Origin of the sequence: Mesorhizobium sp. CU3, from assembly GCF_006442965.1 — a bacterium.
Taxonomy (GTDB): Bacteria; Pseudomonadota; Alphaproteobacteria; order Rhizobiales; family Rhizobiaceae; genus Mesorhizobium.
On the sequence record NZ_VFWX01000020.1, the window covers coordinates 20,848 to 47,684 of the forward strand.

Below are 26,837 nucleotides of genomic sequence, written 5' to 3' on the forward strand. Positions count from 1 at the left end.
AGAAAGCCGCGCGCCAGTGGCACGAGGCTTTTCACGACATCTGCGCAAATTCGAGGCGTTACGCCTTCGGCACGAAAGGCGCTGGACGGCGGCCGGCGCCTTGCCGCTCCAGCATCCAGCCCGGATACTCGGCGGGCAGCGCGCTCACCTCATCCAGTTTCGCGAGATCATCGGCGTCGAGCTTCAGGCCGGTGGCGGCAAGGTTCTGCTCGAGCTGGTCCATGCGGCTGGCGCCGATGATGACGCTCATCACGAAGGGTTTTGCCAGCACGTAGCCGAGCGCCACCGTGGCGACACTGACGTCGTGCTTCTTGGCGACCTCGCGCATGACCGCGACCGCTGCCCGGGCGCGGTCCTCATTGACCGGCGGGAAATTGAAGGATGCGCGGCGGCCCTCGCCATTGCCGGGCGCGCCGGGGCCGTATTTGCCGGAAAGCAGGCCACCCGCCATCGGCGACCAGACCATCAGCCCGAGCTTTTCCTCATTGATCAACGGCACGATCTCGCGCTCCAGGTCGCGGCCGGCGATCGAATAGTAGGATTGGATGGTCTCGAAGCGGGCGTAACCCTTGCGCTCGGCAATGCCCAGCGCCTTGGCGATACGCCAGGCCTGCCAGTTGGAGACGCCGACATAACGCACCTTGCCGCCGGCGACGAGATCGTCGAGCGCGCGCAGCGTCTCGTCGATCGGCGTCACCGTGTCGGTGCCGTGCAGCTGGTAGAGATCGATGTGATCGGTCTGCAGCCGTTGCAGGCTGCGGTCGATGGAATCCATGATATGGCCGCGCGATGCGCCACGGTCATTGGGACCGCTGCCCATGGCGCCATGCACCTTGGTGGCGATGATGACGTCCGAACGTTTGACGCCGAGATCCTTGAGCGACTGTCCCAGCAACTGCTCGGACTGGCCAAAGGAATAGACATCGGCGGTGTCGAAGAAATTGACGCCGGCGGCGATCGAGCGGCCGACGATCTCGTTGACGCCTTTCTGGTCGAGGCTGGCGATCAGGCCCCATTGGGCGTTCTCGCCGGCGGCGCCGAAAGTCATGGTGCCGAGGCAAAGTTCGGAAACGAACAGGCCGGTGTTGCCGAGCTGATTGTAGCGCATAGTGGGATTCCCCGGGAGGTGTTGGATGACACCAGGGGAAATAGGAACGGGTCGTTTCGTTTCAAGGCCTGCATAGCGAGAGAATCAGAGATCGATGTCTCGGATCATGGTCTCAGGTCTGCGATTGACTTCCTCGGCGAACTCGTCGTCCCATCCGGGACCGGAGAGAAGATATTCCGCAAGTGACGGCTTGGCGCCGACGAGCCTTTCGGCAGCTACGACCACGACGACGGGCCTTCCATCTTGCGTGATGGTCTGCGGCCCCATTTCACACGCTTGCTTGATCAATTTCGGCAGGCTCTTTCCTGCTTCCTGAATATCCATTCCATGAGCGCCACTCGGCAAAACAGTCTGCGATGCATATCAGTTGCGCCAGAAAAGGTCATGCAAAACAGGTCGTAGCTAAACTAGCGGCTGCCGAAGATCGCCGACCCCACCCTGACGCTCGTCGCGCCGAAAGCGACCGCCGTTTCGTAGTCGCCGGACATGCCCATCGACAGTTTTTCGACACCCGCCTCTCGCGCAAGCTTCTCCAGCAGCGCGAAATGCGGGCCGGGGTTTTCCTCGGCGGGTGGGATGCACATCAGGCCTTCGATGGCGAGGCCGTGCACGTCGCGGCAGCGCTGGACGAAGGCGACCGCCTCGCGCGGTTCGATGCCGGCCTTTTGCGGCTCGGATCCGGTGTTGACCTGGACGTAGAGCCTCAGGGACCGGCCCTGCTTAGCGATTTCCTTGGCCAGCTCGGCGGCGATCTTTTCACGGTCGATGGTCTCGATGACATCGAACAGCGCCACCGCTTCCTTGGCCTTGTTGGACTGCAGCGGGCCGATGAGATGCAATTCGATATCTGGAAAAGCCGCCTTCAGACCCGGCCACTTACCCTGCGCTTCCTGCACCCGGTTCTCGCCGAAGACCCGCTGACCGGCCTCGATCACCGGACGGATATGCTCGGCATCGAAGGTTTTCGACACCGCGACCAGCGTCACCGCGCCAGGCTTGCGCTCGGCCTCGCGTTCGGCGTTCGCGATCCTCACCTGGACCGCGTGAAGCTGCTCGACGGCGCTCGTCATGCCACTATCCTGCCTATGGTTTTCATGCCCATGCCGGCTCGTCGCAGTTGACGGGTCCGGCAATCCATGGTGAACACCGCGACGACATTTCCCAAGCCGCCGGCCATTGTCCGGCGCCTCGTGCCTGCTTTTAAGTGAAAAACACCCGATGGCAACCGAACGATACAATCCGCGCACCGCAGAGCCCAAATGGCAGAAGGCCTGGGCCGAAAAGAAGCTGTTCGAGGCCAGCAACGACGATCCGAAGCCGAAATACTACGTGCTCGAGATGTTCCCCTATCCGTCGGGCAAGATCCATATCGGCCACACCCGCAACTACACGATGGGCGACGTGGTGGCCCGCTACAAGCGCGCCAAGGGTTTCAACGTGCTGCATCCGATGGGTTGGGACGCCTTCGGCATGCCGGCCGAAAACGCCGCCATGCAGAACAAGGTCCATCCCAAGGACTGGACCTACGAGAACATCGCCGTCATGCGCGAGCAGCTCAAGATGATGGGCCTGTCGCTCGACTGGGCGCGCGAGTTCGCCACCTGCGACGTCGACTACTACCACCGCCAGCAGATGCTGTTCCTCGACTTCGTCGAGAAGGGGCTGGTGACGCGCAAATCCTCCAAGGTCAATTGGGACCCGGAGGACATGACGGTGCTTGCCAACGAGCAGGTCATCGACGGTCGCGGCTGGCGCTCGGGCGCGCTCGTCGAGCAGCGCGAGCTGACGCAGTGGTTCTTCAAGATCACCGATTTCGCCGAGGATCTGCTGCAGTCGCTCAACCTGCTCGAGGAGTGGCCGGAAAAGGTCAAGCTGATGCAGCACAACTGGATCGGCCGTTCGGAAGGGCTGCTGATCCGCTGGCCGCTGGCAAAGCCTGTCGGCGATGCGCGCGAGCTGGAAGTTTACACGACAAGGCCGGACACGATCTTTGGCGCCTCCTTCATGGCGGTCGCCGCCGACCATCCGCTGGCGAAGAAGGCTGCCGAGGATAATGTCCAACTGGCCAAGTTCATCGAGGAAGTGCGCCACATGGGCACCTCGGTGGCGGCGCTGGAGACGGCCGAGAAGAAGGGCTTCGACACCGGCATCCGCGTCGTCCATCCGTTCGACGAGAACTGGACGCTGCCGGTCTATGTCGCCAATTTCGTGCTGATGGACTACGGCACCGGCGCCATTTTCGGCTGCCCGTCGGGCGACCAGCGCGATCTCGACTTCGCCAACAAATACGGCCTGCCGGTGATCCCGGTGGTGATGCCGGAAGACGGCGACGCCAAGACCTTCCAGATCATCGAGGAGGCCTATGTCGACGACGGCGTGATGATCAATTCGCGCTTCCTGGACGGCATGAAGCCTGAGAAGGCCTTCAACGAAGTGGCGAAGCTGCTGGAGCAGAAGACGATCGGCGGCCGGCCGATGGCGGAGCGCAAGGTGAATTTCCGCCTGCGCGACTGGGGCATCTCGCGCCAGCGCTACTGGGGCTGCCCGATCCCGATGATCCATTGCGAGGCCTGCGGCGTCGTGCCGGTGCCGAAGGCCGACCTGCCGGTGAAGCTGCCCGACGACATCGAGTTCGACCGTCCTGGCAACCCGCTCGACCGGCATCCGACCTGGCGGCACGTGAAGTGCCCGCAATGCGGCCGCGACGCGCGGCGCGAGACCGACACGATGGACACCTTCGTCGATTCGTCCTGGTATTTCGCGCGCTTCACCGCGCCCTGGGCCAATGAGCCGACCGAGCCGAAGGCGGCCGACGAATGGCTGGCGGTCGATCAATACATCGGCGGCATCGAGCACGCGATCCTGCATCTGCTCTATTCGCGCTTCTTCACCCGCGCCATGCGCGAGACCGGTCACCTCAATCTGGCCGAGCCGTTCAAAGGCTTGTTCACGCAGGGCATGGTGGTGCACGAGACCTACCGCGTCGGCGGTTCCTCGACCAACGGCCGCTGGCTGTCGCCGCCCGAGGTCAGGATCGAGGACGCCGGCGGTAAGCGCCGCGCCGTCGAGATCGCCACCGGCGAGGAAGCGGCGATCGGCGCGCTGGAAAAGATGTCGAAGTCCAAGAAGAACACGGTGAGCCCGGAAGAGATCACCGACGGCTACGGCGCCGACACCGCGCGCTGGTTCATGCTGTCGGATTCGCCGCCCGAGCGCGACGTCGAATGGACCGACGACGGCGCGGCCGGCGCGCACCGCTTCGTGCAGCGTGTTTGGCGCCTGGTGCAGATCGCGACCGAGCAGCTTGCCGGCGTGAAGCCGGTCGCTGCGAAGGATGGCGAGGCCGGCGCCGTCTCCAAGGCCGCGCACAAGATTTTGAAAGCGGTCGGCGAGGATATCGAGAAGCTCGGCTTCAACCGGGCGATCGCGCGCATCTACGAGCTCGCCAACGCGCTGGCGACACCGCTCAACGACGTCGCCGAAGGCAAGGCCGACGCGGCGCTGAAAGGCGCCTGCCGCGAAGCGGTGGAGATCCTGGTGCATATCGTCGCGCCGGTCATGCCGCATCTGGCGGAAGAGTGCTGGCAGGAGCTGGGCGGCACCGAGATGGTCGCCGAACGGCCGTGGCCGGTCTATGACCCGGCGCTGGTCGTGGACAACGAGATCGTGCTGCCGGTGCAGGTCAACGGCAAGAAGCGCGGGGATTTGACAATTGCCCGCGACGCGGATCAAGTTGCCGTCGAAAAAGCGGTGCTGGCCCTCGACTTCGTGCAGAAAGCGCTCGAAGGTAAGGCTCCGCGCAAGGTGATCATCGTGCCGCAGAGGATCGTCAATGTCGTTGCCTGATCCGGTGAAGTCACAAGCGGCCCGCCTGCGCGGCCGCTTCGCGGTCTGCGGTATGGTTGCCGCGCTGGCGCTGGTCTCGGCCTGCACCGTCAGGCCGCTCTATTCCAACCAGCCGCTGTCGCCCGGATCGACGTTGAGCGCAAAGGCCGAGCTGGGCTCGATCTCGATCAAGCCGGTCAACACGCGCTACGCGCAGCAGGTGCGCAACAATCTGATCTTCGCCTTCGGGCAAGGGGCGGGCGAGCCGGCCTCGCCGGCCTATACGCTCGATCTCGGCGTCACCGAACTGGTCGAATCGGCAGCCGTCGTTCAGGTTCAGACATCGGAAGACGAGCCGACCGCGGGCACGGTGACGCTGACCGCCAACTATGTGCTACGCGACAACGCGACCAACGCGGTCATCGCCGTCGGCAAGCGCTCTGTGCCATCGTCTTTCGACCGGCCGCTGCAGGAATACGCGTCCTATCGCGCCCAGATCGACGCCGAGAACCGCGCGGCTCGGGAACTCGCGGAATTTCTGCGGCTGGCGATCGCGCAGGATCTTGCGAAGCACAAGAAGGCATCGGCCTGACCTGAATCTCGACACCTCGGTGCGTCCCAAAAGAAAAAGGCCGGTCGCCCGGCCTTTTTTCGTTTCTGACCAGATAGAGACGGATCAGCCGATCTTCTGGCCGGTCTTGGCCCAGTCGGCGAGGAACTGCGCCAGGCCCTTGTCGGTCAGCGGATGGCTGACCAGCGCCTTCAAGGTCGCCGGCGGCGCGGTCACGACATCGGCGCCGATGAGTGCTGCCTGCTTGACGTGGTTCACGGTGCGCACTGAAGCCGTCAAGATCTCGGTCTTGAAATCGTAATTGTCGTAGATGGTGCGGATTTCCGAGATCAGCTCCATGCCGTCCGAGCCGGTGTCGTCGATGCGGCCGACGAAGGGCGAGATAAAGGAAGCGCCGGCCTTGGCGGCAAGCAGCGCCTGGTTGGCCGAGAAGCACAGCGTGACGTTGACCATGCGGTTCATCTCGGTGCGGATCGTCTTGCAGGCCTTGAGGCCATCCAGCGTCAGCGGCACCTTGATGCAGACATTCGGCGCGATCTTGGCCAGCACCTTGGCCTCGGCCATCATGTCCTCGTACTTGGTCGCGACGACCTCGGCCGAAACCGGGCCTTCGACGATGTCGCAGATCTGCTTGGTGACGTCGGCGATCTTGCCGCCCGATTTCAGGATCAGCGACGGGTTGGTGGTGACGCCATCGAGCAGCCCCAGATCGTGCAGCTCCTTGATCTCCTTGATGTCAGCGGTGTCGACAAAAAACTTCATGGCTGTCTCCTTGGGGATTGCCTGGCGTAAGCCAGGCGGATGCGGGGGTCCCCTTTGATCTAGACCAAAGTCGGGGCAAGGTCACGCCTGATGATCGAAGATTCGCCCTTTGTCGCGGCCGCTCCGGTGCTGGTGCCGATGCCGGCCGAACGGCCCTACACCTATGCCGTTCCGCCTGGCATGCGCGTGGTGCCGGGCTCGATCGTGCGCGTGCCACTCGGGCCGCGCCAGGTCGCCGGCATCGTCTGGGACGGCAAGGTCGAAACGGTCGATGCGAAGAAACTGCGGCCGATCGAGGAAGTGTTCGACTGCCCGCCGATCGATCGGGCCATGCGCCGCTTCGTCGACTGGATCGCGCAATACACGCTGTCGGCGCCCGGCATGGTCGCGCGCATGCTGCTCAGAGCTCCCGAAGCGTTCGACCCGGAGCCGTGGATCGAAGGGCTGCAGCGCACGATGGCCGAGCCCGACCGGCTGACGGATGCGCGGCGCCGCGTGCTGGAGACGGCCGAAGGGGGGCTCGCCTGGACGCGCACCGGCCTCGCGCATGCGGCGGGTGTGTCCTCGACCGTCATTGACGGGCTGCGCGCGCAGGGCGTGTTCGAGACGGTGATGATCCCGCCACGGCCGGTGGTGGCGGCACCCGATCCGGATCATGCCGCGCCGGAGTTGATGCCGGACCAGAAAGCCGCCGCCGAGAAACTGCGCACCGCGGTCGCAGCGGACGCCTTCAACGTCACGCTGCTCGACGGCGTCACCGGCTCCGGCAAGACGGAGGTCTATTTCGAGGCGGTGGCGGCGGCGCTGGACAAGGGCCAGCAGGTGCTGATCCTGCTGCCGGAGATCGCGCTGACGCATGCTTTCCTCGAACGGTTCCAGGATCGTTTCGGCGCCAAGCCGGCGGAATGGCATTCCGACCTGCCGCCAAGAATGCGCGAGCGCGTCTGGCGGCAGGTGGCGGAAGGGGGCGTGCGCGTCGTCGCCGGCGCGCGTTCGGCGCTGTTCCTGCCGTTCAAGCAGCTCGGCCTGATCGTCGTCGACGAGGAACATGACCCTGCCTACAAGCAGGAGGACCGGGTCTTCTATAATGCGCGCGACATGGCGGTGGTTCGCGGCCATATCGGCGGCTTCCCGGTGGTGCTCGCCTCGGCCACGCCGTCGGTGGAAAGCCGGGTCAATGCCAGCCAAGGCCGCTACGACAGGGCGGTGCTGTCGTCGCGCTTCGCCGAGGCCGCACTTCCCGACCTGAAATCGATCGACATGCGGCGCTCGCCACCGGCGCGCGGCGGCTTCCTGTCGCCGGTTCTGCTGGAACAGATGCAGCGCACGCTGGAGAGGAAGGAGCAGTCGCTGCTCTTCCTCAACCGGCGCGGCTATGCGCCGCTGACACTCTGCCGTGTCTGCGGCCACCGCTTCGGTTGCCCGGTCTGTTCGGCCTGGCTGGTCGAGCACCGCTTTCGCGGCCAGCTCGTCTGCCACCATTGCGGCCACAATGAGCGGCGGCCGGAAGCCTGCCCGGAATGCGGCACGCTGGACCATCTCGTCGCCTGCGGCCCCGGCGTCGAGCGCATCGCCGAGGAAGTCGTCGACCATTTTCCGGATGCGCGCACCATCGTCTTGTCCTCTGATCTTCTGGGCGGCGTCCGCCGGCTGCGGCTCGAACTGGAAGCGGTCGCCAATGGCGAGGCGGACATCGTCATCGGCACGCAGCTCGTCGCCAAGGGCCACAATTTTCCCGGCATGACACTGGTCGGCGTGGTCGACGCGGATCTCGGACTGGCCAATGGCGATCCGCGCGCTGCCGAGCGCACCTTCCAGCTGCTCAGCCAGGTGACGGGCCGTGCCGGCCGCACCGGCAAGAAAAGCCTCGGCCTTTTGCAAACCTACCAGCCCGACCACCCGGTGATGCGGGCGATCGTCTCCGGCGATTCGGAAGCCTTTTACGAGCGCGAGATCACCGAGCGCGAACGCGCCGCGCTGCCGCCTTTCGGCCGGCTCGCCGGCATCATCGTCAGCGCCGCGACGCGCGGCGAGGCGGAAAGCCATGCGCGCGGCTTGCGGCGGGCGGCGCCTCAGGCGTCCGATCTCTTCGTGCTCGGCCCGGCCGAGGCGCCCTTGTCGCTGATCGGCGGCCGCCACCGCTTCCGCCTGCTGGTCCAGGGCGAACGGCGCGCCGACATGCAAGGTTTTATTCGCGCCATGCTGGCCGAGGGGCCGAAGCCGCGCGGTTCGGTCCGCGTGCAGGTCGACATCGACCCACAGAGCTTTCTATAAGCTCAAAACAGTCCAACGGAGCGTTCGCGCAATGAAAACCCTTGGCCTCATCGGCGGCATGAGTTGGGAATCGACGGCGATCTATTATCGCCTTCTCAACGAGATCGTGCGCGAGCGGCTCGGCGGGCTGCATTCGGCGAAGTTGCTTCTGTGGTCGTTCGATTTTGCCGAGATCGCCGAGCGGCAGCATGCGGGCGATTGGGCAGGCGCCGGCGCGCTGCTGGTGGAAGCGGCGCGCAAGCTGGAGACGGGTGGCGCCGAAGGCCTGGTGATTTGCACCAACACCATGCACAAGCTGGCCGGCGAGGTGCAGGCCGCGGTATCGGTTCCGCTCATCCATATCGCCGACGCCACAGGCCGCGCCGTCGTAGAGGCCGGCGTCAAGCGCCCGGCGCTGCTCGCGACCCGCTTCACCATGGAGCAGGAGTTTTACAAAGGCCGGCTGGCGGAGAAATACGACCTGCAGCCGATCGTGCCGGACCAGGCCGGCCGCGACATGGTGCACCGGGTGATCTACGACGAGCTTTGCCAGGGCATCGTGAAACCAGAATCGCATGCCGCCTATGTCGGGGAGGTCGGCCGCATGCGGCGCGAGGATCAGGTGGACAGCGTCATCATGGGCTGCACCGAGATCACCATGCTGATCGGCCGGGGCGACTTCGACTTCCCGGTGTTCGACACCACGCGAATCCATGCCGAGGCCGCAGTCGATTTCGCGCTGTCCTGATGCGCGATTCCTAATGTGCCTGCATCCTCTGGCGCGCCGCTTTTCCCTCGCTAGAATGTCGGTGTTCAAAGCAAGAAATAGGAGGGGGATAGGATGGATTTCGCGTTTCCGTGGCCGGCGAGCCAAGGCGAGTGGCTGGCGTGGTCGAGCGCTGTCGTCACGCTGGCTCTCGGGCTTTTCCTTTTCCTCGCGCCAGGGCTAGCCTTCCGCGTGCTGCGCCTGCAGCCGAGGCCGGAGAAAGCGGCGGCGATCGCCGAGGGGCGCGGCCGCATGTCGGGCTTCTATCTCGGCGTCAGCCTGTGCTGCATCCTGCTTGCGCAACCGCTGCTCTATATGGCCCTGGGCTTCTCCTGGCTGTTCACCGCTTTCGGCCGGCTCTTGTCGATGATGTCCGACGGCGCCAACACGCCTTTCAATTGGGCCTCCATCGTGATTGAATTGGCTTTGGCGGCGCTGCCGCTGGCCTTTGCCTTCGGCTTCGTGCCGTAAATTCGCGACTAATCCTGCACGTAGGATTGGACTCTGTCGCCCGATGCGACAAAAGTGCCTGAAAAGCATGCCGGACGATGCATTGCGGTCTTAAAAAGCCTGTGCTAGACGGCAATCGACTTTCGACCGGGGATAGCGGAAGCCGCGCCTCGGGATTTGAAAAATTGCAGTAAGGTCAAAGATTTAGCCAGAGTTTTTGCTCGCGCCAACAATCTGCGGCCTGTCAGACAAGAGAAAAGACGGTCCGTGGCCCAATCGTCATCGCCAATCTCAGCTGTCGCAGAACGCTATGCCGGCTCGCTGTTCGAGCTCGCGCAGCAGGAAAATTCGGTCGCCAAGGTCGAGGCCGACCTCAACGGCTTCGAGGCGCTGCTCAACGGCAGCGACGACCTTACCCGCCTGATCAACAGCCCGGTGTTCTCCAGCGAGGACCAGGCGAAGGCGATCGCGGCGATCGCCGACAAGGCCAACATCACCGGCCTGGTCGGCAATTTCCTGCGTGTCGTTGCCCGCAACCGCCGCCTGTTCGCGGTGCCCGGCATGATCAAGGCGTTCCGCCAGATCGCTGCCGAACATCGCGGCGAGGCATCCGCCGAAGTCACCTCGGCGCATGAATTGACGGCGGCGCAGCAGACCGAGCTCAAGGCGGCGCTGAAAAGCATCGCCGGCAAGGACGTCGCCATCGCGATCACCGTCGATCCGTCGCTGCTCGGCGGGTTGATCGTCAAGATGGGCTCGCGCCAGATCGATACGTCGCTCAAAACCAAACTCAATTCGCTCAAGCTTGCACTGAAAGAGGTCGGCTGATGGACATCCGCGCCGCGGAAATTTCCGCAATTCTGAAAGACCAGATCAAGAATTTCGGCAAGGAGGCGGAAGTCTCCGAAGTCGGTCAGGTGCTGTCCGTCGGTGACGGCATCGCCCGCGTCTACGGCCTCGACAATGTCCAGGCCGGCGAGATGGTCGAATTCCCCGGCGGCATCCGCGGCATGGCGCTGAACCTCGAAGCCGACAATGTCGGCGTCGTCATCTTCGGCAACGACCGCGACATCAAGGAAGGCGATACCGTCAAGCGCACCGGCGCCATCGTCGACGTTCCGGTCGGCCCGGGCCTGCTCGGCCGCGTCGTCGACGCGCTCGGCAACCCGATCGACGGCAAGGGCCCGATCAAGGCCACCGAACGCAAGCGCGTCGACGTCAAGGCGCCCGGCATCATTCCGCGCAAGTCGGTGCATGAGCCAATGTCGACCGGCCTCAAGGCCATCGACGCGCTGATCCCGGTCGGCCGCGGCCAGCGCGAGCTGGTCATCGGCGACCGCCAGACCGGCAAGACCGCCATCATCCTCGACACGATGCTGAACCAGAAGTCGGTGCACGACAACGGCCCCGAGAAGGAAAAGCTCTACTGCGTCTACGTCGCCGTCGGCCAGAAGCGCTCGACCGTCGCGCAGTTCGTCAAGGTGCTGGAAGAGCGCGGGGCGCTCGACTACTCCATCATCATCGCCGCCACCGCGTCCGATCCGGCGCCGATGCAGTTCCTGGCGCCGTTCGCCGGCTGCACCATGGGCGAGTACTTCCGCGACAACGGCATGCATGCGCTGATCAGCTATGACGATCTGTCGAAGCAGGCCGTCGCCTATCGCCAGATGTCGCTGTTGCTGCGCCGCCCGCCGGGCCGCGAAGCCTATCCGGGCGACGTCTTCTACCTGCACTCGCGCCTGCTCGAGCGTGCCGCCAAGCTCAATGACGACAACGGTAATGGTTCGCTGACCGCGCTGCCGATCATCGAGACGCAGGCCAACGACGTGTCGGCCTATATCCCGACCAACGTCATCTCGATCACCGACGGCCAGATCTTCCTCGAGACCAATTTGTTCTTCCAGGGCATCCGCCCGGCGGTGAACGTCGGTCTGTCGGTGTCGCGCGTCGGCTCGTCGGCGCAGATCAAGGCGATGAAGCAGGTCGCCGGCTCGATCAAGGGCGAGCTCGCGCAGTACCGCGAAATGGCGGCCTTCGCGCAGTTCGGCTCCGACCTCGACGCCGCCACGCAGCGCCTGCTCAACCGCGGCTCGCGCCTGACGGAACTGCTGAAGCAGCCGCAGTTCTCGCCGCTCAAGACGGAAGAACAGGTCTCGGTGATTTTCGCCGGCGTCAACGGCTATCTCGACAAGCTGCCGCTCAACCAGGTCGGCAAGTTCGAGCATGGCCTGCTGGCTCACATGCGCTCGGCCGGCAAGGACGTGCTTGACGGTATCCGCAAGGAGAAGGCGCTGTCGGACGATCTGCGCGCCAAGCTCAAGGCCGAGATCGACGCTTTCGCCAAGACCTTCGCCTAAACAAGCAGCCGGACGCTCGGGATCAGGTTTGAAGCATGCCTTCATTAAAAGACCTTCGTAACCGTATCGCCTCGGTCAAGGCGACGCAGAAGATCACCAAGGCGATGCAGATGGTCGCCGCGGCGAAGCTGCGTCGCGCGCAGGAAGCGGCGGAAGCGGCGCGTCCCTATTCCGAGCGCATGGGCGCGGTTCTGGCCAACATCACCCAGGCGATCGGCGGCGGCGGCGATGCTCCGGCGCTGATGACCGGCACCGGCAAGGACGACGTGCATCTGCTCGTCGTCTGCACCGCCGAGCGCGGCCTGTGCGGCGGCTTCAACTCGCAGATCGCGCGTCTGGCCCGCGACCATATCCGCAGGCTTCTCGCCGACGGCAAGCAGGTCAAGATCATCTGCGTCGGCAAGAAGGGTTACGACATCCTGCGCCGCGACTACGCCTCGCTGATCCTCGAGCGTGTCGACCTGCGCGAGGTCAAGACGCTCGGCTTCGTCAATGCCGACGCGATCGCGCGCAAGGTGATCCACCTGTTCAGCCAGGGCGAGTTCGACATCTGCACGCTGTTCTACTCGCAGTTCAAGTCGGTGATCAGCCAGATCCCGACGGCGCAGCAGATCATCCCGGCGGCAGCGCCTGCTTCGACCGCCGCCGAGGCGACAAGTGGTGGCAACGCCGTCTACGAATACGAGCCGGAGCCGGGCGAAATCCTCTCCGACCTCATCCCGCGCAACATCGCGGTGCAGATCTTCCGCGCGCTGCTCGAAAACGCGGCCGGCGAGATGGGCGCCAAGATGAGCGCGATGGACAATGCGACGCGCAACGCCGGCGACATGATCAACAGGCTGTCGATCACCTACAACCGCCAGCGGCAGGCGCAGATCACCAAGGAACTGATCGAAATCATTTCGGGCGCCGAGGCGCTCTAATCACGCGCCGAGCGGGACACCCGCCGGACGGCGTGAACAACGGATAGACGAAAAGGGCAAAGACGATGGCGAAAGCAGCTACCCCGAAGACCGCCGCCAAGGCGGCAGAGGCCCCCAAAGCGGCGGCAAAGGCCGCCCCGGCCAAGAAGGCGGCCGCTCCGGCAAAGGCTGCGGCTCCGGCCAAGGCGGAAGCGACCGCCAAGGCCCCGGCCTTCGCGGCCAAGCGCGTCGGCGCCGCCGGCAAGGTCCGCCAGGTCATCGGCGCCGTCGTCGACGTGCAGTTCGAAGACCATCTGCCGGCCATTCTGAACGCGCTGGAAACCGAAAATGTCGGCAACCGCCTGGTGCTTGAAGTCGCCCAGCACCTCGGCGAGAACACCGTCCGCTGCATCGCCATGGACTCCACCGAAGGCCTGGTCCGAGGCCAGGACGTCTTTGACACCGGTGCGCCGATCTCGGTGCCGGTCGGCCCGGGCATGCTCGGCCGCATCATCAACGTCATCGGCGAACCGGTCGACGAGGAAGGCCCGGTCGACGGCGTCGAGCTGCGCGCCATCCACCAGCCGGCCCCGGCCTATATCGACCAGTCGACCGAAGCGCAGATCCTGGTCACCGGCATCAAGGTTCTCGACCTGCTCGCGCCCTACGCTCGCGGCGGCAAGATCGGCCTGTTCGGCGGCGCCGGCGTCGGCAAGACCGTGCTGATCCAGGAACTGATCAACAACGTCGCCAAGGCCCATGGCGGCTTCTCGGTGTTCGCCGGCGTCGGCGAGCGCACCCGCGAAGGCAACGACCTCTATCACGAGTTCATCGAATCTGGCGTCAACAAGAAGGGCGGCGGTGCCGGCTCCAAGGCGGCGCTGGTGTACGGCCAGATGAACGAGCCGCCGGGCGCGCGCGCCCGCGTCGGCCTGACCGGCCTGACGGTCGCCGAGTATTTCCGCGACCAGGGCCAGGACGTGCTGTTCTTCGTCGACAACATCTTCCGCTTCACGCAGGCGGGCTCGGAAGTGTCGGCGTTGCTCGGCCGTATTCCGTCCGCCGTGGGTTACCAGCCGACGCTGGCCACCGACATGGGCGCGCTGCAGGAGCGCATCACGACGACGACCAAGGGCTCGATCACCTCGGTGCAGGCGATCTACGTGCCGGCCGACGACTTGACCGATCCGGCGCCGGCGACCTCGTTCGCCCACTTGGACGCCACCACCGTGCTCAACCGCGCCATCTCGGAAAAGGGCATCTATCCTGCCGTCGATCCGCTGGACTCGACCTCGCGCATGCTCGACCCGATGGTCGTCGGCGAGGAGCACTACCAGGTCGCGCGCCAGGTGCAGTCGATCCTGCAGCGCTACAAGTCGCTGCAGGACATCATCGCCATCCTTGGCATGGACGAGCTGTCGGAAGAGGACAAGCAGACCGTCGCCCGCGCCCGCAAGATCGAGCGCTTCCTGTCGCAGCCGTTCTTCGTCGCCGAAGTGTTCACGGGTTCGCCGGGCAAGCTGGTCGATCTCGCCGACACCATCAAGGGCTTCAAGGGCCTTTGCGCCGGCGACTACGACCACCTGCCGGAAGCCGCCTTCTACATGGTCGGCGGCATCGAGGAAGCGGTCGAGAAGGCGCAGCGCCTCGCGGCTGAAGCGGCCTGATGAACAATGCCGGACCCGGATACGCTTCAGGCGATCGGGTCCGACTGCTTCAGCTCAGCGATGAATTCCTGTCGGATATGCCCGAAGAAGACGTCGCGGATCTGAACACTCTCATTGGTCGAGAGTGGATTGTGGAAGAATGGCATGAAGATCTCGGTCAGTTGGAGATATCCAACTCCCTGAGCAAAACGGAAACCATACATTTCGTGTGGGTGCCGCCCGAATGGGTTGAACGGATACGATAATGGCTGAAGCTTTCCAATTCGAACTGGTCTCGCCGGAGCGGCTGCTCGTTTCCGAGCAGGTCGAGTCCGTCGTCATCCCGGGCGCCGAGGGCGAGATGACCGTGATGGCCAAGCACGCGCCGGTCATGACCACGATCAAGCCTGGCGTCGTCACGGTGAAGACGGCTGCCGGCGCCGAAGAGCGTTACGTCGTGTTCGGCGGTTTCGCCGACATCCTGCCGTCCGGCTGCACGCTGCTTGCCGAATCGGCGGTGCATGTCAACGACATCGACCGCACCGACCTTGCCCGCCGCATCCAGGAGGCCAAGGAAGACGCCGCCGACGCCAAGGACGACGAGAGCCGCAGCCGCGCCGAACAGTTCCTCAGCCAGCTTACCACGCTGGAAGGCGCGTTGCTGCCGGCCTGACATCTGCTCTGACACGAGATTGAAAGGCGGGGCTTGCCCCGCTTTTTTGTTTGTTGGACAGTCCGCCCTGCTTTGTCAGAGGGCAACGGATGTCCGACAAATCAGGCTCGCGATCAAGATGGTCGACAGCGCTCGTGGCGCTGTTAGGCGGGCCTTTCGGCGGCTTCCTGTGGATCGGCGCCGGTCCCCTGGCGATTGCCTGGCTCATCGTCATCAGCTTGCTGTCGATCGCAATCGGCTATGCCGGCTTTCCGGTTTTCCATGGCGTGAACCTTGCTTGGGCCACCAATATCGTCTGGTTCGGCCTGGCTGTGCTATCCGTGGTGATCGTTGTCCCGTTCGTGCGGCGTTTCAGACCCGATAAATGGTATGCGCACGGACTTTGGGTCCTGGTCCTTGTCGCTCTCGCTTCCTACGGCGCGGCCTTCGCCATCCGTACCTTCCTGTTCCAGCCTTTCTCGATGCCGTCCGGCAGTATGGAGCCGACGCTTCAGGTCGGTGACTATTTCTTCGCCTCCAAATACGCCTATGGCTATGGCCGCTACAGCGCTCCCCTCGGCGTGTTGCCGATCGACGGTCGGGTGCTGGGCAGCCTGCCGAAACGCGGTGATGTGGTGGTCTTCAGGCCGCGCACCGATACCGATACGGATTACGTCAAGCGCATCGTCGGCCTGCCCGGGGACCGGATCCAGATGATCGACGGCCGGCTCCATATCAATCAGGTTGCCGTCAAGCTCGAGGATCTCGGCGAATATTCGACCGACGAGATACGCTCGGCGCGGCTGCAGCGCGAGACGCTGCCCGAAGGCGTCTCCTATCTGGTGATCGACTATACCGCGAGTTCGGCTGGCGACGACACGCCCGAGATCGTGGTGCCGGCGGGCGAGTACTTCATGCTGGGCGACAATCGCGACAACTCCGACGACAGCCGGTTCGCCATGGGCACGGTGCCCTACGCCAATCTGGTCGGCAAGGCGGTGCGGCTGTTCTGGAATTCGAACGGCGTCAATTACACCGCGCGCCAGGTGGTGAACGGATCGGCGGGCAGATAGTCCGCGGCGACGAAGCGCTACTCTGCCAGCCTGGGCAACTCGTTGCCGATGCCAAGTGCGGCGAAAGCCAGCTTCGGACCGCCCTGGTTGAGGTGAACGAGGTGGGCGGCGACGAAATCGATCAGCGTTTCGCGCTCGGCATGGCCCTTGGCAAAGCCTGCCAGGTCGAACACGGAAGCAGCCATCTCCCGCGTCGGCAGAGCCTTTTGGAAGACCTCCTTGAGCGGCGCGTCGAGCGGGTCGGTGAAATGGCTCTCCGGCAATGTCGAGCCGCGCGCCGCGCAGGCGGCGATCCAGGCGGCGACGACCAGCGACAGATGCTCGGGCAGCGCGCCATCCTCGAGCCTGGCGAGTGAGGAGGCGACGATGCGCTGCGGCAGCTTCTGGCTGCCATCATTGGCGATCTGCGCAGTACGGTGAGCGAGCGCTGTGTTCGAGAAGCGCTCCGCCAGCTCGGCCGTGTAGGCGGCGGTGTCGAGCCCGGCATCCTGCGGCAGCGTCGGGATCGCTTCGGCCCAAAGCCGGTCGGCGAACTGCCGGATCGCCGGGTCGCCGAAGGCGCGGTCGACGGTGGCGTGGCCGCTGAGCAGGCCGAGATAGGCGATGCCGGAGTGCGCACCGTTGAGCAGCCTCAGCTTCATGTCCTCGAACGGGCCGACATCCTCGACCATGGTGACGCCGAACCTCTCCCAGGCGGGCCGGCCAGTGGGGAAGCGGTCCTCGATCACCCATTGGCTGAACGGCTCGGTCATCACCGGCCAGGCATCCTCGATCCCGAGCTCGCCGGTGACTCGCGCACGGTCGGCATCGGTGGTGGCCGGCACGATGCGGTCGACCATTGACGACGGAAAAGCCACTTCGGCGGCGATGTGGCGCGCGAGCCCGGCATCACCGTGGACGTCGCGCAATTTGGCGAACTCGATCAGCAGCCGGTGCAGCGTGGCGCCATTGGCCGGCAGGTTGTCGCAGCAGAGCACGGTGAAAGGCGGTGTGCCGGCGGCACGGCGGCGCGCCAGCGCCTCGGTCAGGAAGCCATGCGCCGTCTTCGGCTTTTCCGGGTTTGCCAGGTCGTGCGCGATGTCGGCATGGCCCTTGTCGAGCGTGCCGTCTGCGGCCCTCAGATAGGCCTTTTCGGTGATGGTCAGCGTGACGATGCGGATGCGCGGGTCGGTCAGCGCGGCAAGCACGGCGCCAGGGTCTTCCGGGGCGACGAGCAGCGACTGGATCGAACCGACGACCTGCAATTGCTCGCCGGCGCTGTCCCTGATCGCCAGTGTATAGAGCCCGTCCTGCGGCGCCAACGCGTCCCGCGTGTCAGGGCTGCGCAACGAGACGCCGACGATGCCCCAATCCGTTTCTCCGTCTGCGAGGCAAGCGTCGAAATAGGCGGCCTGATGCGCGCGGTGGAAGGCGCCGACGCCGAGGTGGACGATGCCGGGCGTGATGCCGGCGCGGTCATAGCGCGGGACGGAAGCCGGTATAGCCGCAATCGTCATATTCGACAGGCGCTTCTTCATCGGATGCGAAGTCTCCAATCCGTCGCGGCCGGGACAGCCAGGATCAAGGCAAAGTCGCTGGCGGCGTAGCATTCGCCGCCGCCGCCGACAATGCCCGTGGCACGCACAAGGTGGCCGCGGCGCGCGCAGGCGGCGCAGCTTTTCGTGTGTTGACAGCATTTCCCACCGATCCTACCGGTGGATCGCCGAGGAGGGATCGACGTGGCTGCTTTGACCGATCCGGATCTGCTGTTCGCCGCCGAGGGGCGTCCGCTTGCGCTCGCCCGCGCACTCTATGCCTCGGTTCGCGACCTGCCGATCGTCAGCCCGCACGGTCACACCGACCCGCGCTGGTACGCGCTGAACGAACCGTTCCCCGATCCGGCGCAATTGCTGATAGTGCCCGATCACTACATCTTCCGCATGCTGTTCAGCCAGGGCGTGCGGCTGGAGGATCTTGGCGTGGCGACGCTCGATGGCGCGGCGGTCGAGACCGATGGCCGAGCGATCTGGCGCCGCTTCGCCGAGCACTACTACCTTTTCCGCGGCACGCCGACCCGGCTCTGGCTCGACCATGTGCTGGAGCATCTGTTCGGCATCGAGGAGCCGCTCGGTCCAGGCACTGCCGACCGCCACTACGACACGATCGCCGCGCTGCTCCAGCGCGAAGATTACCGTCCGCGCGCGCTGTTCGAGCGCTTCAACATCGAAGTCATCGCCACGACCGAAGGCGCGCTCGACGATCTCGCCTGGCACAGAATGATCCGCGACAGCGGCTGGCGTGGCCGTGTCGTCACCGCCTATCGGCCGGATGCCGTGGTCGATCCCGATTTCGAAGGATTCTCGGCCAATCTCGACCGTCTAAGCGACATCACCGGCTGCGATACCGGCACATGGGCGGGCTATCTCGATGCGCATCGCAAGCGGCGCGCCTTCTTCAAGGAGTTCGGCGCAACTTCCTCCGATCACGGCCACCCCACGGCCGAGACCGCCAACCTTTCCGATGCGGCGGCGGAAGAATTGTTCAACCGTGTCCGTCGCGGTTCGGACGATGCCCGCGAGCGAAAACTGTTCCGCGCCCAGATGCTGACCGAGATGGCCAAGATGAGCCTGGACGACGGGCTGGTGCTGCAGATCCATCCGGGATCATGGCGCAATCATTCGCCGGCGATCTTCCAGAAATTCGGCCGCGACAAGGGTTTCGACATCCCGACCAGGACCGACTATGTGACGGCGCTGAAGCCGCTGCTCGACTGCGTCGGGCTGGAGCGCGATCTCAGCGTCATTCTCTTCACGCTCGACGAGACCAGCTATGCGCGCGAGCTTGCGCCGCTTGCCGGCGTCTATCCGGCGTTGAAGCTCGGGCCGGCCTGGTGGTTCCACGACAGCCCGGAAGGCATGCGCCGCTTCCGCGAGATGACCACCGAGACGGCCGGCTTCTACAACACGGTCGGCTTCAACGACGACACGCGCGCCTTTCCGTCGATCCCGGCGCGCCACGATGTCGCCCGCCGCGTCGACTGCGCGTTCCTGGCGCGGATGGTGGCCGAGCATCGGCTGCGCGAGGACGAAGCGCATGAGCTCGCCGGCGAACTGGCCTATACGCTTGCCAAAAAGGCCTATCGGCTGTGAGCGCAGGGGGGGTGAGCGTGACTGATCTCTCAGCCTTCAGTCTCACCGGGAAACGCATTCTCGTCACCGGCGCCAACACCGGCATCGGCCAGGGTATCGCGGTGGCGGTGGCGCGCGCCGGCGGCTCGGTCGTCGGCGTCGGCCGTTCGGCGATGGAGGAGACGGCGCAACGGATCGCCGCGGCCGGCGGCGGCTTCGAGGAGGTCGCCGCCGATCTCGGCGATCCGGAAGCCGCTGCGGCGATGCTGGAGCGCGTCTGGGACGAAAGCGGTCCGCTCGACGGCCTGGTCAACAATGCCGGCATCATTCGGCGCGCCGATGCGGTGGAGTTGACTGAGGCGGACTGGGACGAGGTTATGGACGTCAACCTCAAGACCGTCTTCCGGCTCTGCCAGGCTTTTGCCAGGCGCGTGCTGGCCGGGCCGGGGCGACGCGGCAAGATCGTCAACATCGCCTCGGTGCTGAGTTTCCAGGGCGGCATCCGCGTCGCCTCCTACACCGCCTCGAAGCACGGCCTGCTCGGCCTCACCCGGCTGCTCGCCTGCGAATGGGCGGCGAGGGACATCAACGTCAACGGCATCGCGCCGGGCTATATCGAGACCAACAACACCGAGGCGCTGCGCGCCGATCCCGACCGCAGCGCCGCCATCCTCGGGCGCATCCCGGCCGGTCGCTGGGGCCGGCCCGAGGACATCGGCGACGCGGCGGTGTTCCTGCTGGCGCCGGCGTCGGACTATATGCATGGCGCGGTGGTGCCGGTCGATGGTGGCTGGCTGGCGCGCTAGAGTAAGTTCGAATGGAGCCAGGCGATGACCGATGTTTTTTCTCACGCGGGCGCAAAAGCCTGGGAGCCGACGCCGGATGGCAACAGGCGGCGCGTGCTGGTGCATAGCGAGGAACTGATGATGGTCGAGTTCGCCTTCGACAAGGGCGGGGTCGGCGCGCTGCATTCGCATCCCCATGTGCAGGCAAGCTATGTCGCCGAGGGCCGCTTCGAGGTCACCATCGACGGCCGCTCGGAAATCCTCGAGACCGGCGGCAGCTTTATCGTCCCGTCCAATCTGGTGCACGGCGTCAAGGCGCTGGAGGCCGGGCGGCTGGTCGACAGTTTTGCGCCCCACAGGGCCGACTTCATCGATTGAGTTCTCCGTCGCCGCAACGAAAAGCCCGCGCCGTGAAGCGCGGGCTTGTTGCCTGGACGCCATGTTGCTCTTGGCGCCGCCGCGGTACTCAAACATCGCCGCAGAAGGCAACGGTGCCGCAACATGGTGAATATACGTTTAACGGCCGACGACTTCAGCGCTGCTGCAAGGCAAGCCGCAGGCCGAGCGCGCAATAGATGCCGCCGACCACCTTGCCTTGCCATTTCAGCACAGCGGGATTGCGGCGCAGGAAGGCGCCGAGACCGCCGGCGCTGACGGCAAAGACGACGGTGCTGAACAGGCCGAGCAGGACGAAGATGACGCCGAGCATCATCAGCTGCAGCGCCACGAAACCGCTTTGCGGGTGCACGAATTGCGGCAGGAAGGCGAGGAAGAACAGCGCCGTCTTCGGGTTCAGCACTTCGGTCAGGATAGCCTGGCGGAAGGCCTTGCCGGCTGAAATCGGCAACGTCCTGCGCGCGAGGTCGGTCGGCGCCTTTTCGAGTATGGCGCGGATGCCGAGATAAACCAGGTAGGCCGCGCCTATATATTTGATGACGCTGAACAGCATCGCCGATGCGGCGATGACCGCCGAGATGCCGACGACCGCCATGATGGTGTGGACGACGTCGCCCGCCGCGACGCCGGCGCCCGTGGCGATGCCGACCCTGGTGCCCGAGCTGGTGGCGCGCGCCACGGTGAGCAGCGTCGCCGGCCCCGGAATGAACACAAAGCCGAACACGACCGCGATGTAGGTGATGAGCGTAGCGGGATCGATCATGCGAAGGCTCCTGTGCATCGGCGGCGGCCGGCAGTGGGCGCCTGGCGTTATAGCACCGCGGAACTGACCAGAGGAGGTGCATCCCGCCTTTGGCTTCGAACTTCCGTTTCAACGCACGCCGTTGTATCGAAACCTGGAGCCGAACGATGCCAAGGCGGCCACGGGCGGCGCCGGCGGGATCATTCCTTGAAGGGGCCAGCTTGGAAGAGCGAGCGACATGTGAGACCCAGCCAAGACGGGCTGGAGTGCCCAGGCAGCCTGCCGCATGATCGCGCAACCCATTCTCACCGCGAGGCGGCATGGACTGATCGTGGCGCCTGACATGTTGCCCGGCGGCGATGGGACCAATATCAACGGGCCGTCGCTGATCGGCATGCCTGACTGGGCGCCGAGGCGGCTCGGCGCCTATCATCTCTACTTTGCCGACCATCACGGCTCCTATATTCGCCTCGCCTATGCCGATTCGATCCACGGTCCCTGGCGCATCCATCCCGGCGGTGTGCTGTCCCTCGATCAATGCCCGTTCATCGAAGACCACATCGCGTCTCCCGACATTCATGTCGATCAGCGGAATCGTCGCTTCGTGATGTATTTTCACGGACCGGCAAGAGGCGGCTGGGGAAGCCAGACGACCTTTGTCGCGACATCCGGTGACGGCCTTCATTTCAATCCGCTTTCCGAGCCGCTCGGGCCCTCCTATGCCCGTTTCTTTCACCACGACGGGTGGTGGTACGGTTTTCTCGGGACAAAGGCTGTCACGGTCTTCCGCTCCAGGACCGGCCTCTCCGATTTCGAGCGTGGCGCGATCGTTCTTCCCGGCATCAAGGGTCGTCCCACGCCGCGGCATCTGGCGCTGCAGAAATCCGGTCGCTGGCTGCGGGTCTTCTACACGCGCAGGGGCGATGCGCCGGAACGGATCCTTCACGGCACGATCGATCTCGCCGAGGACTGGCGCGACTGGGCGGTGCGAGGCGAGACCGAACTGCTGCGGCCGCAGACGGACTTCGAAGGCGCGGGTTTGCCGGTCCGTGCTAGCCGGGACGGGGCGGCCGAAGGCGCGGAGAACGCGTTGCGCGATCCCGCGATCTTCGAGGAGAACGGCCGCACCTGGCTGCTGTACGCCGTCGCCGGAGAGAGCGGTATCGCCCTGGCCGAAGTCACTTCCAAAGACGTCCCTGCCAAGGCAGCCCTGACGCCGGCGATCACTCTGAGCCGCGGTGCAAGACGACTGTTCTGGCGCCTGCGCAAGGCCGCGCGGCGGCTGCCGTCGGCAATGACGTTTCGCAAACGGATCTTCATCGCCGGCTGTGCCCGCAGCGGAACCACGCTCAGCCGCCGTTTGATGGAATGTTTCGACGATATCCATGTCCATACGGATGAGGCGCCCTATCAGGCGCTGCTCAAACTGGACCGCCCGCAACTCAATCTGGTCGTCAAACGCACCCATGAGAGCCATAAGGACATCGAGCATCTGCCTGCCTCGGTCGGTCTGATCTATTGCGTGCGGCACCCTTTCGACGTGCTCACCAGCTCTCATCCGGAGACTGTGAACGAGCGGCGTTTTCATGTAACGACCGATCGCTGGGAGGCGGAGTATGACGGGTTGATGCGCCTCAGAAAGGCGCAGCCCGACAGAGCCGTTTTCTATTTGCGCTACGAGGAACTGATCGCCGAGCCGGATATCGTCCAGGCCAGGATCGCGCGATCGTTCGGCCTTTCGCCGGTCACCCTCTACAGCCGGGACCCGGACAATCCGATACGGGGGACGTCGCTGAGAAAATGGGAAAGCAATGAAGAATTCCGGACCTACCTGCATGGCCTGCCGGCGGCTTTCCTCGCCCGCGTGGAGAATTTCTGCCGCGAGTTCGGCTACGAAACTCCGGACCTCATGTTGACCACAGGAGCGCGGTGATGCCGGCGCAAGCAGCGAGCCTGCGGGCCGAGGACCCAAAGCGGCGCGTCTTGAAGGACGTGTTCGGCTTCGACGATTTCCGTCCCGGGCAGGTTGCAGTGATCGAGGCGCTGCTTGCCGGGCGCCACGTGCTGGCGGTGATGCCGACGGGCGCGGGCAAGTCGCTCTGCTACCAGGTGCCGGCGCTGGTCAAGGGCGGGCTCGCCCTCGTGGTCTCGCCGCTGGTGGCGCTGATGCAGGATCAGGTCGCGGCACTTCGGCTCGCCGGCGTCGCTGCCGACACCATCAACTCCTCGCTCGACCGCGACGCCAATGTCGCGGCCTGGCGCCGGGTGGCGGCCGGGCAGACAAGGCTGCTCTATCTGGCGCCGGAACGGCTGATGACCGAGCGCATGCTCGAGGCGCTGTCCCGGCTGGACGTCAAGCTGATCGCCGTCGACGAGGCGCATTGCATCTCGCAATGGGGCCCGGCCTTCCGGCGCGAGTATGAAGACCTGTCGCGGCTTCGCGGCATCTTCCCGCAAGTGCCGATCATCGCGCTGACGGCGACCGCCGACGAGGCGACACGCACGGACATCGAGGCGCGGCTGTTTGCCGGGCGCGCCGAAACGCTGGTGCTGGGCTTCGACCGGCCCAACATCAAGCTGGCCATGGAGGTCAAGCAGGACAGCAAGCGCCAGCTGCTGCGCTTCGTCGAGCGTCACCCCGGCAAGAGCGGCATCGTCTATTGCCTGTCGCGCAAGAAGACCGAGGAGATGGCGGCCTTCCTGGAGAAAAACGGCGTGCGGGCGCTCGCCTACCATGCCGGCATGAGCAAGGAGGCGCGCGAGGCGAACCAGAACGCCTTCATGACGCTCTCCGGCGTCGTCATGGTGGCGACCATCGCCTTCGGCATGGGCATCGACAAGCCCGACGTCGCCTATGTCTTCCACACCGACCTGCCGGGCAGCCTCGAGGCCTATTACCAGGAGATCGGCCGCGCCGGCCGCGACGGACGCTCGGCCGAGGCGCATATGCTCTATGGCGCCGGCGACATCCGCACGCGCCGCATGTTCATCGACGACGAGGATTCCTCGCCCGAACACAAAAGGCGGGCGCATCGCCGTCTCGATACGCTGATCGGCTATTGCGAGACGGCGCAGTGCCGGCGTCAGGTGCTGCTCGGCTATTTCGGCGAGGAAGCGCAGGCTTGCGGCAATTGCGACAATTGCCTCGACCAGGCGCCGCGCGCGGATGGCTCAGCCGAGGCGCGGCTCATCCTGGCGGCGGTCGCACAGAGCGGCGAGCGCTTCGGCGCCGGCCATGTCCTCGATATCCTGCTCGGCCACGAGACGGAAAAAGTGCTGGCGAGAGGCCATCAGAGGCTGGCCAGCTTCGGTGCCGGCGCCATGCATCGTAAGACGGTGTGGCTGTCGCTGGTCAGGCAATTGGTCGCCGGTGGCTTCCTGGTGCCGGATCCGGACGGCTATGGCGGTCTCGCCATCTCCGAAAGCGGCCGCGCGCTCGGCCGCGGCGAGGTTGGCTTCGAGTATCGCGTCGAGGGCCGCGATCGTCTGGCGCGCGGCAGGAAGCGCGCCGAAGCCGCGGCTGGCGGTGACGGCGTCTATGCTTCCCTGCTGGCGGCGCTCAAGACGCTGCGCCTGCGGCTCGCCAAGGAACGCCAGGTGCCGGCCTATGTGATCTTCTCCGACCGCACGCTGATCGACATGGCCGAGCGTCGTCCGCAGGACCTCGACGATTTCGCCGAGGTGAACGGCGTGGGTGCTGCGAAGCTCAAGGAGTTCGGCGAGGTTTTTGTCAGGGCGATCGCGGCGCACGGGGCGGGCTAGGTCGGCTGCGATCGGGTCAAGCCATGGTGTGCTGAATTTTTCACTTTTGCCCCGCCGACACGACGAAATTCCGACAAAAGGCGCGTCCGAGAAGCTTTAGGTACGGCGCTGCCGGGACATCTCGGCGCAAATTTCGACGGCCAGCAGCCGAGTAGACTCGCAATGACCATAACCATCGACAATGCCGCAAGCTGGCGCGACATCGCGCGCGTCGGCGACGGCGAGATGCTGGCGCTGACCGACTCCGCCTGGGATCGCATCGCCTATGCGAACCGCATCGTCGCGAGCCTCGTCGAGAAGGGCATCCGCGCCTATGGCGTGAACACCGGGGTCGGCGCGCTCTCGAGCCAGATCGTGGCGCCGGCGCTGCAGGAGAAGCTGTCGCGCAACATCATCTTCAGCCATGCCTGCGGCGTCGGCGAATTGGTGCCTGAGCGCGGCATCCGCGCCGTCATTGCCGTGCAGGTGGCGAATTTCGCGCATGGCCATTCGGGCGTGCGGCCCGAAATCGTGCGCAACCTGCTCACCTTCCTCGAGCGCGGCTGCGTTCCCGACGTGCCGTCGCGCGGGTCGGCCGGTTATCTCACCCACAATGCCCATATCGCGCTGGTGCTGATCGGCGAGGGCAGGGCGACGGTCGCCGGACGCAGGATGAGCGGCCGCGAGGCGCTGGCCGAGATCGGCCTGGAGCCGCTGGTGCTGGGCGCCAAGGAAGGATTGAGCCTGGTCAACGGCACGGCATGCGCCACCGGCCTGACCAGCATCGCGCTGGTCCGCGCCGAGCGCCTGCTCAGCTGGGCCGATGCAGCCGCGGCGCTGACGCTGGAAGCCGCCGGCGGGCAGATGGCGGCCTTCGACGAGACCGTGCTGGCCATGCGGCCGTCGCCTGGCATAGCGGCGGTAGGCGCTACGGTGCGGCGCCTGCTCGACGGCAGCGGGCTGATCCAGGCCGCGCAAGGCAGCCGCACGCAGGACGCGCTCAGCCTGCGCGCGGTGCCGCATGTGCATGGCGCGGCGCGCGAGGTGCTGGAGCGCTCGGCACTGCTGGTCGATCGCGAGCTGGCTTCGGTCACCGACAATCCCGCCGTGGCCGGCACGATCGACGAGCCGAAAGTGTTTTCGCAGGCACATCCGGTGGCGCCGGCGCTCGGGCAGACCGCCGACGCCCTGACGATCGCGCTGGCGCAGGTCGCGGCGATGAGCGAACGCCGCATCGACCGCCTGGTCAACCCGCTGGTCAACAACCTGCCGGCATTCCTCGCCGCGGAAGGCGGCTGCAATTCCGGCTTCATGATCGCGCAATACACCGCCGCTTCGCTGAGCAACGTCAACCGGCGGCTGGCCGCGCCGGCGGCGACGGACGGCGGCGTCACATCGGGCCTTCAGGAGGATTTCCTGGCGCACCCGACCGTGGCGGCCAACAAGCTTCTGGCTGTCATCGACAACGCCGAATACATCCTGGCCATCGAACTCATGGCGGCGGCGCAGGCGCATGATTTCCTGTCCGGCAAGGCCGCGCGGGCCCCCGGCACGGACGCCATCTACCGTGCCGTGCGCCAGCGCGTCGCCCAATATAGCGACGACCGTCCGCTGTCCTGGGACATGGAAAGGCTGCGCGACTTCATACGCGAGGTGGATATGGGGCCGGTGATTGGCGATTTTTGACAAAGATTGCCAAAA

At 65.3% G+C, this 26,837-nt stretch carries 24 protein-coding genes; 18 read left to right on the plus strand and 6 right to left on the minus strand.

Features of this window, described 5'->3' with window-relative positions; genetic code table 11:
- Positions 1 to 58: 58 nt before the first annotated feature.
- From FJ988_RS25450 to FJ988_RS25460, 3 genes are all read right to left on the minus strand, one after another.
- Positions 59 to 1,108 (minus strand): aldo/keto reductase, encoded by a 1,050-nt coding sequence (locus FJ988_RS25450; protein ID WP_140821143.1) that lies wholly within the window; start codon positions 1,106 to 1,108, stop codon positions 59 to 61.
- 84 nt (positions 1,109 to 1,192) lie between these two features.
- Complete coding sequence (locus tag FJ988_RS25455) at positions 1,193 to 1,432, minus strand: type II toxin-antitoxin system prevent-host-death family antitoxin (protein WP_140821145.1); 240 nt, start codon at positions 1,430 to 1,432, stop codon at positions 1,193 to 1,195.
- Between the two features lie 83 nt (positions 1,433 to 1,515).
- Positions 1,516 to 2,178, minus strand: a complete 663-nt coding sequence (locus FJ988_RS25460) for a YggS family pyridoxal phosphate-dependent enzyme (RefSeq protein ID WP_140821147.1) — start codon at positions 2,176 to 2,178, stop codon at positions 1,516 to 1,518.
- Positions 2,179 to 2,326: 148 nt separating this feature from the next.
- On the opposite strand from FJ988_RS25460, the gene leuS reads away from it, so the two are divergent.
- Together leuS and lptE are read left to right on the plus strand one after the other, a co-directional pair.
- Positions 2,327 to 4,954 carry a leucine--tRNA ligase gene (gene leuS, locus FJ988_RS25465; protein ID WP_140821149.1) on the plus strand — a complete coding sequence of 876 codons (2,628 nt, stop codon included), beginning with the start codon at positions 2,327 to 2,329 and terminating at the stop codon, positions 4,952 to 4,954.
- Entirely contained in the window at positions 4,941 to 5,525 is a 585-nt protein-coding gene (lptE, locus tag FJ988_RS25470; protein WP_140821152.1) for an LPS assembly lipoprotein LptE, read from the plus strand. The genes leuS and lptE overlap by 14 nt, the downstream gene beginning before the upstream one ends.
- 84 nt (positions 5,526 to 5,609) lie before the next feature.
- Here lptE and fsa read toward each other — a convergent pair whose 3' ends face one another.
- Positions 5,610 to 6,266 (minus strand): fructose-6-phosphate aldolase, encoded by a 657-nt coding sequence (gene fsa, locus FJ988_RS25475; protein ID WP_140821154.1) that lies wholly within the window; start codon positions 6,264 to 6,266, stop codon positions 5,610 to 5,612.
- 90 nt (positions 6,267 to 6,356) lie between these two features.
- On the opposite strand from fsa, the gene FJ988_RS25480 reads away from it, so the two are divergent.
- From FJ988_RS25480 to lepB, 10 genes are all read left to right on the plus strand, one after another.
- Entirely contained in the window at positions 6,357 to 8,540 is a 2,184-nt protein-coding gene (locus tag FJ988_RS25480) for a primosomal protein N' (RefSeq protein WP_140821156.1), read from the plus strand.
- 31 nt (positions 8,541 to 8,571) lie between these two features.
- The gene (locus FJ988_RS25485) at positions 8,572 to 9,267 is read left to right on the plus strand and encodes an aspartate/glutamate racemase family protein (protein ID WP_140821158.1); all 696 of its coding nucleotides are present in this window, start codon (positions 8,572 to 8,574) and stop codon (positions 9,265 to 9,267) included.
- A 93-nt stretch (positions 9,268 to 9,360) separates the two neighbouring features.
- Positions 9,361 to 9,756 carry a DUF4345 family protein gene (locus tag FJ988_RS25490; RefSeq protein ID WP_140821160.1) on the plus strand — a complete coding sequence of 132 codons (396 nt, stop codon included), beginning with the start codon at positions 9,361 to 9,363 and terminating at the stop codon, positions 9,754 to 9,756.
- Between the two features lie 246 nt (positions 9,757 to 10,002).
- Complete coding sequence (locus tag FJ988_RS25495) at positions 10,003 to 10,563, plus strand: F0F1 ATP synthase subunit delta (protein WP_140821162.1); 561 nt, start codon at positions 10,003 to 10,005, stop codon at positions 10,561 to 10,563.
- On the plus strand, positions 10,563 to 12,092 hold the full coding sequence (atpA, locus tag FJ988_RS25500) for a F0F1 ATP synthase subunit alpha (protein ID WP_140821164.1): 1,530 nt from the start codon (positions 10,563 to 10,565) through the stop codon (positions 12,090 to 12,092). The genes FJ988_RS25495 and atpA overlap by 1 nt, the downstream gene beginning before the upstream one ends.
- 35 nt (positions 12,093 to 12,127) lie before the next feature.
- Entirely contained in the window at positions 12,128 to 13,015 is an 888-nt protein-coding gene (locus tag FJ988_RS25505) for a F0F1 ATP synthase subunit gamma (protein WP_140821166.1), read from the plus strand.
- 65 nt (positions 13,016 to 13,080) lie between these two features.
- Positions 13,081 to 14,661 carry a F0F1 ATP synthase subunit beta gene (gene atpD, locus FJ988_RS25510; RefSeq protein WP_140821168.1) on the plus strand — a complete coding sequence of 527 codons (1,581 nt, stop codon included), beginning with the start codon at positions 13,081 to 13,083 and terminating at the stop codon, positions 14,659 to 14,661.
- Positions 14,661 to 14,906 (plus strand): hypothetical protein, encoded by a 246-nt coding sequence (locus FJ988_RS25515; protein ID WP_140821170.1) that lies wholly within the window; start codon positions 14,661 to 14,663, stop codon positions 14,904 to 14,906. The genes atpD and FJ988_RS25515 overlap by 1 nt, the downstream gene beginning before the upstream one ends.
- Complete coding sequence (locus tag FJ988_RS25520; protein ID WP_140821172.1) at positions 14,906 to 15,313, plus strand: F0F1 ATP synthase subunit epsilon; 408 nt, start codon at positions 14,906 to 14,908, stop codon at positions 15,311 to 15,313. The genes FJ988_RS25515 and FJ988_RS25520 overlap by 1 nt, the downstream gene beginning before the upstream one ends.
- Positions 15,314 to 15,402: 89 nt before the next feature.
- A complete protein-coding gene (gene lepB / locus FJ988_RS25525; protein WP_140821174.1) occupies positions 15,403 to 16,365 on the plus strand; it encodes a signal peptidase I in 963 nt (320 codons plus the stop codon).
- Positions 16,366 to 16,382: 17 nt separating this feature from the next.
- On the opposite strand, the gene FJ988_RS25530 is transcribed toward lepB, so the two are convergent.
- Positions 16,383 to 17,882 (minus strand): mannitol dehydrogenase family protein, encoded by a 1,500-nt coding sequence (locus tag FJ988_RS25530; RefSeq protein ID WP_140821176.1) that lies wholly within the window; start codon positions 17,880 to 17,882, stop codon positions 16,383 to 16,385.
- 201 nt (positions 17,883 to 18,083) lie between these two features.
- Between FJ988_RS25530 and uxaC the strand changes: the two genes are divergently transcribed.
- From uxaC to FJ988_RS25545, 3 genes are read left to right on the plus strand one after another with little or no spacing between them, the layout of a single operon-like run.
- Complete coding sequence (gene uxaC, locus FJ988_RS25535; RefSeq protein ID WP_140821178.1) at positions 18,084 to 19,493, plus strand: glucuronate isomerase; 1,410 nt, start codon at positions 18,084 to 18,086, stop codon at positions 19,491 to 19,493.
- Positions 19,494 to 19,510: 17 nt separating this feature from the next.
- Positions 19,511 to 20,278 (plus strand): 2-dehydro-3-deoxy-D-gluconate 5-dehydrogenase KduD, encoded by a 768-nt coding sequence (gene kduD, locus FJ988_RS25540; protein ID WP_140821181.1) that lies wholly within the window; start codon positions 19,511 to 19,513, stop codon positions 20,276 to 20,278.
- Between the two features lie 24 nt (positions 20,279 to 20,302).
- Complete coding sequence (locus tag FJ988_RS25545) at positions 20,303 to 20,635, plus strand: cupin domain-containing protein (protein ID WP_140821184.1); 333 nt, start codon at positions 20,303 to 20,305, stop codon at positions 20,633 to 20,635.
- A 154-nt stretch (positions 20,636 to 20,789) separates the two neighbouring features.
- On the opposite strand, the gene FJ988_RS25550 is transcribed toward FJ988_RS25545, so the two are convergent.
- Positions 20,790 to 21,416: a LysE family translocator gene (locus tag FJ988_RS25550; protein WP_140821186.1), complete on the minus strand. Its 627-nt coding sequence runs from the start codon at positions 21,414 to 21,416 to the stop codon at positions 20,790 to 20,792.
- Positions 21,417 to 21,681: 265 nt separating this feature from the next.
- Here FJ988_RS25550 and FJ988_RS31290 point away from each other — a divergent pair, with 265 nt between their 5' ends.
- From FJ988_RS31290 to hutH, 3 genes are all read left to right on the plus strand, one after another.
- On the plus strand, positions 21,682 to 23,328 hold the full coding sequence (locus FJ988_RS31290; RefSeq protein ID WP_246688658.1) for a sulfotransferase: 1,647 nt from the start codon (positions 21,682 to 21,684) through the stop codon (positions 23,326 to 23,328).
- Positions 23,328 to 25,157 carry a DNA helicase RecQ gene (gene recQ / locus FJ988_RS25560; protein WP_140821189.1) on the plus strand — a complete coding sequence of 610 codons (1,830 nt, stop codon included), beginning with the start codon at positions 23,328 to 23,330 and terminating at the stop codon, positions 25,155 to 25,157. Before FJ988_RS31290 ends, recQ begins: the two co-directional genes overlap by 1 nt.
- A 162-nt stretch (positions 25,158 to 25,319) precedes the next feature.
- Complete coding sequence (gene hutH / locus FJ988_RS25565; protein WP_140821191.1) at positions 25,320 to 26,822, plus strand: histidine ammonia-lyase; 1,503 nt, start codon at positions 25,320 to 25,322, stop codon at positions 26,820 to 26,822.
- Positions 26,823 to 26,837: the final 15 nt, after the last annotated feature.